Annotated in this window: 5 protein-coding genes; 4 read left to right on the plus strand and 1 reads right to left on the minus strand. The window is 70.6% G+C overall.

The annotated features are described in order from the left end of the window. Window positions 1-107: 107 nt before the first annotated feature. On the minus strand, window positions 108-374 hold the full coding sequence (gene rpsT, locus JGS39_RS34035; protein ID WP_136325190.1) for a 30S ribosomal protein S20: 267 nt from the start codon (window positions 372-374) through the stop codon (window positions 108-110). A 214-nt stretch (window positions 375-588) separates the two neighbouring features. Between rpsT and lepA the strand changes: the two genes are divergently transcribed. The 4 genes from lepA (at window position 589) to hemW (ending at window position 8,048) form a co-directional block, all read left to right on the plus strand. Continuing rightward, window positions 589-2,463, plus strand: a complete 1,875-nt coding sequence (lepA, locus tag JGS39_RS34040) for a translation elongation factor 4 (protein ID WP_219573613.1) — start codon at window positions 589-591, stop codon at window positions 2,461-2,463. 289 nt (window positions 2,464-2,752) lie between these two features. Continuing rightward, on the plus strand, window positions 2,753-4,642 hold the full coding sequence (locus JGS39_RS34045; RefSeq protein ID WP_219573614.1) for an AMP-dependent synthetase/ligase: 1,890 nt from the start codon (window positions 2,753-2,755) through the stop codon (window positions 4,640-4,642). A 216-nt stretch (window positions 4,643-4,858) separates the two neighbouring features. Beyond that, window positions 4,859-6,763 (plus strand): SpoIIE family protein phosphatase, encoded by a 1,905-nt coding sequence (locus tag JGS39_RS34050; protein ID WP_219573616.1) that lies wholly within the window; start codon window positions 4,859-4,861, stop codon window positions 6,761-6,763. A gap of 52 nt (window positions 6,764-6,815) precedes the next feature. Beyond that, window positions 6,816-8,048, plus strand: coding sequence for a radical SAM family heme chaperone HemW (hemW, locus tag JGS39_RS34055; RefSeq protein ID WP_219573615.1), 1,233 nt, complete (start codon window positions 6,816-6,818; stop codon window positions 8,046-8,048). Window positions 8,049-8,103 lie beyond the last annotated feature (55 nt).

Below are 8,103 nucleotides of genomic sequence, written 5' to 3' on the forward strand. Positions count from 1 at the left end.
GCGCCGCACCCGCGTGGCGAACGCAGGTTCGGTGTGCGGCGCGGGGTGCCGGTCAGGAGCGGGAGAGAGGGCCCGCTGGATCCGTACCGGCGATCACATCAGAATGCTCAGCCCTGGAGGGTGGCAACCTTGGTGGCCAGCGCCGACTTCTTGTTGGCGGCGGCGTTCTTGTGGATGACACCCTTCGAGACAGCCTTGTCGAGGGCACGCGAAGCGTCGCGAACGGCCACGGTGGCCTTCTCGACGTCGCCCGCCACGACGGCCTCGCGGGCCTTGCGGATCGAGGTCTTGAGCGACGACTTGACGGCCTTGTTGCGCAGGCGCGCCTTCTCGTTCGTCTTGTTCCGCTTGATCTGGGACTTGATGTTCGCCACGAAAGAGCCTTTTCAGGTTCGTTGGATCTTCGATGTGTGTCCTTGCGGCCCGAGAGCCACGAGGCACAGCTGTCCACGGTACCAGCCGCACTCCGACCGGCCCAAACCGGTCTTCGCCCCGCAGGCGTGGGACGATGGAGGCTACGTACAGATCCGACCGACCCGACATCGACCCGAGACACGGCGTTCGGCGTCTCAAGAATCAGGACCCTGCGTGCCCGCGACTCCTCTCCACGTGCCCGAGCCGAGCCGTACCGACCCGGCGCTGATCCGCAATTTCTGCATCATCGCGCACATCGACCACGGCAAGTCGACCCTTGCCGACCGGATGCTCCAGCTGACCGGTGTGGTCGACCAGCGGCAGATGCGCGCTCAGTACCTCGACCGGATGGACATCGAGCGCGAGCGTGGCATCACCATCAAGTCCCAGGCGGTGCGACTGCCCTGGGCGCCCACGACCGGTGAGGGCCAGGGCAGCACCCACGTCCTCAACATGATCGACACCCCGGGACACGTCGACTTCACCTACGAGGTCTCCCGGTCGCTGGCCGCCTGTGAGGGGACGGTCCTGCTGGTCGACGCCGCGCAGGGGATCGAGGCCCAGACGCTGGCCAACCTCTACCTGGCGATGGAGAACGACCTCACCATCGTCCCGGTGCTCAACAAGATCGACCTGCCGGCCGCCCAGCCCGAGAAGTTCTCCGAGGAGCTGGCCAACCTCATCGGCTGCCAGCCCGAGGACGTCCTCAAGGTCTCCGCGAAGACCGGTGTCGGCGTGGACGCGCTGCTGGACCGGGTGGTCAGGGACGTCCCTGCGCCCGTCGGCCGGGCGGATGCCCCGGCCCGCGCGATGATCTTCGACTCGGTCTACGACTCGTACCGCGGCGTCGTGACGTACGTCCGTGTCGTCGACGGTTCGCTGAACAAGCGCGAGCGCATCCGGATGATGTCGACCGGAGCCACCCACGAGCTGCTGGAGATCGGCGTCTCCTCCCCGGAGATGACCCCCTCCGACGGCATCGGCGTCGGTGAGGTCGGCTACATCATCACCGGTGTGAAGGACGTCCGGCAGTCCAAGGTCGGTGACACGATCACCTCCCTGAACAAGGGGGCGACCGAGGCGCTGGGCGGCTACAAGGACCCCAAGCCGATGGTGTTCTCGGGTCTGTACCCGCTGGACGGGTCGGACTACCCGGACCTGCGCGAGGCCCTGGACAAGCTCCAGCTCAACGACGCCGCCCTGGTGTACGAGCCGGAGACCTCCGCCGCGCTCGGCTTCGGCTTCCGCGTCGGCTTCCTCGGTCTGCTCCACCTCGACGTGGTCCGCGAGCGGCTGGAGCGCGAGTTCGGCCTCGAGCTCATCGCCACCGCCCCCAACGTGGTCTACCGCGTCGAGATGGAGGACGGCAGCGAGCACACCGTCACCAACCCGAGTGAATTCCCCGAAGGCAAGATCGACAAGGTGCACGAGCCGGTCGTCCGGGCCACGGTCCTGGCGCCCAGCGAGTTCATCGGCGCGATCATGGAGCTCTGCCAGCAGCGCCGCGGCACGCTCCTCGGCATGGACTACCTCTCCGAGGACCGGGTCGAGATCCGCTACACCCTGCCGCTCGCCGAGATCGTCTTCGACTTCTTCGACCAGCTGAAGTCCAAGACGCGGGGTTACGCCTCGCTCGACTACGAGCCCACCGGCGAGCAGTCCGCCGAGCTCGTCAAGGTCGACATCCTGCTGCACGGCGACAAGGTCGACGCGTTCTCCGCGGTCACGCACAAGGACAAGGCCTACGCGTACGGCGTACGGCTCGTCGCCAAGCTGCAGAAGCTCATCCCGCGGCAGAACTTCGAGGTGCCGATCCAGGCGGCCATCGGCTCCCGGGTCATCGCCCGTGAGACCGTCCGCGCCATCCGCAAGGACGTCCTCGCCAAGTGCTACGGCGGTGACATCTCCCGTAAGCGGAAGCTGCTGGAGAAGCAGAAGGAAGGCAAGAAGCGGATGAAGATGGTCGGCAACGTGGAGGTGCCGCAGGACGCGTTCATCTCCGTGCTGTCGACCGACGAGTCCGCCGGGGAGACCAAGGCCAAGAAGTAGCGCGCAGGTTTGGAGTGAGGAGCGGCGGCACGCACCCCCCGCCCCTCACTTCTACTGGCCGGTAGATGAACGGGTCCCCGCATCGCAGAACGCTGCGCCGCGGGGGCCCGTTCGTTATGAAGCGGGGCCCCGTTGCCTCTTACGCGGGGCGCGCGGGCGCTTTACTCTGATCACGGCTTCGTAGTTACTCGCCAGTTAAACAAGCATCATCAAGCACGCAGAAGCAAGCGGAGAGCACACCCCAACCAGCAGCCCGTCGTGAAGCACTGCCGCAGGCCCGGAGGATGTCGTGAGCGACACACAGACCATGATCGAGAACCGTCCGCCCTCCGTGGCGACCCTCTTCATCGACCGGGTGGCGGCCACCCCGGACGGGGAGGCCTACCGCTACCCCGTGCCCGCGGCCACCGGCCAGGGGCCCGACGAGTGGAAGTCCCTCAGCTGGGCGCAGGCAGCCGAGCGGGTCTACGCCGTGGCGGCCGGGCTGATCGCCCTTGGCGTGCAGCCGGAGGAGCGCGTCGCGCTCGCCGCGAGCACCCGGGTCGAATGGATCCTGGCCGACCTCGGGGTGATGTGCGCGGGCGCCGCGACCACCACGATCTACCCCTCGACGAACACCGAGGAGTCGGCGTTCATCCTCTCCGACTCCGACAGCCGGGTCCTGATCGCCGAGGACACCGCGCAGCTGGCCAAGGCCCGCGCGTCCCGGTCCGAACTGCCGCACCTCGCGCACGTCGTCGTCATCGACGCCGAGGGCCTCGCACCGGACGAGGGCGACCCCGAGGGCTGGGTGCTCTCGCTGGCCGACCTGGAGGCCCTGGGCGCCGAGCACCTGGCCAAGAACCCGGCCGCGATCACCGAACGGGTCGACGCGATCACCCCCGGGCAGCTCGCGACCCTCATCTACACCTCGGGCACCACCGGCCGCCCCAAGGGCGTGAGGCTGCCGCACGACAACTGGTCGTACATGGCCAAGGCCACCGTCTCCACCGGCCTGATCACCAAGGACGACGTCCAGTACCTCTGGCTGCCGCTCGCCCACGTCTTCGGCAAGGTGCTCACCTCCGGACAGATCGAGGTCGGACACGTCACCGCCGTCGACGGCAGGGTCGACAAGATCATCGAGAACCTGCCGATCGTCCAGCCGACGTACATGGCCGCCGTCCCCCGCATCTTCGAGAAGGTCTACAACGGCGTCGCGGCCAAGGCTCGCGCCGGTGGCGGGGCCAAGTACAAGATCTTCCTCTGGGCGGCCGGGGTCGCCCGCGAGTACGCGAAGGTCTCCCAGGACAACTTCCGGCGCACCGGCACCGCCTCCGTGCCGTTCGGGCTCGGCGCCAAGCACAAGGTCGCCGACACCCTCGTCTTCGCCAAGATCCGCGAGGCGTTCGGCGGCCGGCTCCGCGCCTGCGTCTCCGGCTCCGCCGCGCTCGCCCCCGATATCGGCTTCTTCTTCGCCGGCGCAGGCATCCACATCCTGGAGGGCTACGGCCTCACCGAGTCGAGCGCCGCCTCCTTCGTCAACCCGGGCGAGGCCTACCGCACCGGAACGGTCGGCAAGCCGCTCCCCGGCACCGAGGTCCGCATCGCCGACGACGGCGAGATCCTCCTGCGCGGCCCCGGCCTGATGGAGGGCTACCAGGGACTCCCGGACAAGACGGCCGAGGTACTGGAGGCCGACGGCTGGTTCCACACCGGCGACATCGGCGAACTGTCCGTGGACGGCTATCTGCGGATCACCGACCGCAAGAAGGACCTGATCAAGACGTCGGGCGGCAAGTACATCGCACCCGCCGAGGTCGAGGGCCAGTTCAAGGCGGTCTGCCCGTTCGTCTCCAACATCCTGGTGCACGGCGCGGACCGTAACTTCTGCACCGCGCTCATCGCCCTCGACGAGCCGACCATCCTCGGCTGGGCGGCCGACAACGGCATGGAGGGCAAGTCGTACGCGGACGTCGTGGCGTCCCCGCGGACCGTCGAGCTCATCGACGGCTACGTCAAGCGCCTCAACGAGGGTCTGCAGCGCTGGCAGACCATCAAGAAGTTCCGGCTGCTCCCGCGTGACCTCGACATCGAGCACGGCGAGGTCACACCCAGCCTCAAGCTGAAGCGACCGGTCGTCGAGCGTGCGTACAAGGACCTGATCGACGACATGTACGCGGGCTCCCGCGAGGCGTGACAGCAGCCCGAGGCCCCGGCCCCCCGCGCCCTGCGCAGGGGGCCGGGGCCTTGTTTCTCCAGACAGTTCGGTAACTCGACGCGTATGCCGGGGGCCGATCTGTCACTCTGTCCGTGTCGTCAGCGGCGCTGGGCCGGTCGGTCCAAGAGGGTTCGTCCCAACGGAGAACAGGCAGAGCGAGAACAGGTCAGGAGCCGCCCTGTGGGGTCCATTCCCTTGCAGCGGGACATCGTGCAACGTCCCGGAACCAACGGCGCGTCCACGGGCGCACAGCCCGCCGCCCGGACGAGCCTGCCCGGCAACCTGCTGGCGCCCGCCGCGGGCCGGCGGTTCGTCGCGGCGGCACTCGCCGAGTGGAGCGGGCTCGGGCTCCCCGCGGCAGTCGGCTTCAGCGAGCGGCTGGCCGACGACGCGGCGGTCGTCGTCAGCGAACTCGTCACCAACGCCGTCGTGCACGCCGGGACCAACGTCGAACTCCTCTTCCGGCTGGAGGAGGCCACCGAGGACGAGGCCGCCGCGCTGGTCCTGGAGATCTCCGACCACCACCCGGCCCGTGCCGTACGCAGCGACGGCTCCGAGGGCGGCTTCGCGGGCGCGGCCGGACCCGGCGAGCCCGCCGAGTACGGGCGCGGCCTGGAACTCGTCGCCACCCTCGCCGAACGCTGGGGCATCACCTACCGCACCGGCCTCAAGACCGTCTGGGCCCGGCTCCCCGTCGACGACTGGAACCCCTTCCCCGACGCCCGCCCGGAGCCCGGATTCCAGCAGGGGCTGCGCGCCGCCGAACTGCTCGCCCCCACCGCACGCCGCGCCCTGCGCGACGACGCGGACTGGGCGGGCCGCGGGGCGCTGTCGTTCCTCGCCGAGGCCTCGGACCTGCTGGCCGGCCAGCTCGACGAGGACATCGTCGCCGCGCTCGCCGGACAGTTACTCGTGCCCCGGCTCGCCGACTGGTGCGCGATCTGGCTGGAACCCGAGACCCCGGGCCGCGCGGCCGTCCCCCGCCTCGCCAAGGTCTGGCACGTCGACGAGACCCGCATCCAGCCGCTCCGCACCCTGCTGGAGGGCGACCCGCTCCGCCTCCCCGAGCGGGTCGGCACCGGACCCGTGTCGATCCCGTGGCCCGGCAGCGCCGAGGACGACGGACAGCCGGACGGGCTCGAAGGCGTCGCGCTCGCCTACCGGATCACCTCGGGCGGCCGCACCCTCGGAGCCGTACTCCTCGGCCGCGAAGGCATCGCCCGCGTCCCCGACGAGGTCACCGCGCTCATCGAGGACTTCGTACGCAGGGTCGGCCTCGCCGTCGGCGCGGCCCGCGCCTACACCCGGCAGGCCACCATCAGCCGCATCCTCCAGCGCGGACTGCTGCCCAGCAAGGTCGCCGACATACCGGGCGTCGTCAGCTCCCTCGTCTACGAGCCCAGCGACGACGGGGTCGTCGGGGGTGACTTCTACGACATCTTCCCGTGCCCCAACGATCGCTGGTGCTTCGTCCTCGGCGACGTCCAGGGCAGCGGCCCCGAGGCCGCCGTCGTCACCGGGCTCGCCCGCCCCTGGCTGCGGCTGCTGGCCCGGGAGGGCTTCCAGGCCGACGAGGTCCTGGTCCGCCTCAACCGGCTGCTCCTCGACGACGCGATGGAGGCCGCAGAGGCGGCCGCGCTCATGGTCGCCGCCGCCGGCGGCCAGCACTCGGCGGACAGCGGACAGTCCCGGTTCCTCTCCCTGCTGTACGGGGAGCTCGTACCGCTGCCCGGCGGCGGCGCCCGCTGCACCCTGGTCAGCGCCGGGCACCCGCTGCCGCTGCTGCTGCGCCCCGACGGCTCCGTGCGGCCGGCCGCCGAACCGCAACTGCTACTCGGCGTCATGGACGACGCCGTCTACGAGACCCAGAGCTTCGATCTGGCCCCCGGCGACAGCCTGCTCTGCGTCACCGACGGGGTGACGGAGCGGCGCTCGGGACCGTTGATGTTCGACGACGAGGACGGGCTGGCACAGGCGCTCTCCGGGTGCGCAGGGCTGAGCGCGGAGGGGATCGCGGACCGCATCAAGCACGCCGTGCACGCCTTCGCGGAGCGCCCGCCGGACGACGACCTGGCGCTGCTGGTCCTCCAGGCCGAGTAGGCACGTACGCGCGTGGCGTCCGGCTGCCGGGCGGCGCGCGACAATGGACGGTATGCCTTCCGTACTGCCCGATGGTGAGCCCGTGCCCGACGACGGGGCGCTGCCCCGCCATGCCCTGGAAGGCGCCGCAGAACGCCCGCTCGGCTTCTACCTCCACGTGCCGTACTGCGCGACCCGCTGCGGCTACTGCGACTTCAACACCTACACCGCGACCGAGCTGCGCGGCTCCGGCGGTGCGCTGGCCTCCCGCGACAACTACGCCTCGCACCTCATCGGCGAGGTCCGCCAGGCCCGCAAGGTCCTCGGTGACGACCCGCGCCAGGTCCGTACGGTCTTCGTCGGAGGCGGTACGCCCACGCTGCTGGCCGCCGCCGACCTGGTCCGGATGCTGGCTGCGATCCGGGAGGAGTTCGGTCTCGCGGACGACGCCGAGATCACCACCGAGGCCAACCCGGAGTCGGTCGGCCCGGACTACCTGGCCGAGCTGCGCGAGGGCGGCTTCAACCGGATCTCCTTCGGGATGCAGAGCGCCCGGCAGCACGTCCTGAAGATCCTCGACCGCACTCACACCCCCGGCCGGCCCGAGGCGTGTGTCGCCGAGGCGAGGGCGGCCGGCTTCGAGCACGTCAACCTCGACCTGATCTACGGCACCCCCGGCGAGTCCGACGACGACTGGCGCGCCTCCCTCGACGCGGCGATCGGCGCCGGGCCGGACCATGTGTCGGCGTACGCCCTGATCGTCGAGGAGGGCACCCAGCTGGCCCGCCGGATCAAGCGCGGCGAGATCCCGATGACGGACGACGACGCGCACGCCGACCGGTACCTCATCGCGGACGAGGCGATGGCCGCGGCCGGCTTCTCCTGGTACGAGGTGTCGAACTGGGCCCGGACACCGGAGGGCCGCTGCCTGCACAACGAGCTGTACTGGCGCGGGGCCGACTGGTGGGGCGCCGGACCCGGCGCGCACAGCCACGTCGGCGGCGTGCGCTGGTGGAACGTGAAGCACCCGGGGGCGTACGCGCAGGCGCTGGCCGAGGGGCGCTCGCCCGGCGCGGGCCGCGAGATCCTCTCCGCGGAGGACCGGCGCGTCGAGCGCATCCTGCTGGAGCTGCGACTCGTCGACGGCTGCCCGCTGTCACTGCTGGCCCCGGCGGGGCTCGCGGCGGCCGGCCGGGCGGTGTCGGACGGGCTGCTGGAGCCGGGGCCGTACGGGGAGGGCCGGGCGGTGCTTACGCTGCGGGGGCGGTTGCTGGCGGATGCGGTGGTGCGGGACCTGGTGGACTGAGGGGGCGGGCTGCGTGCGGCGTGCGGCGTGCGGCACGCGGCGGGGCGCCTAGGGG

The organism is Streptomyces poriferorum (assembly GCF_019399235.1).
GTDB lineage: Bacteria > Actinomycetota > Actinomycetes > Streptomycetales > Streptomycetaceae > Streptomyces > Streptomyces poriferorum.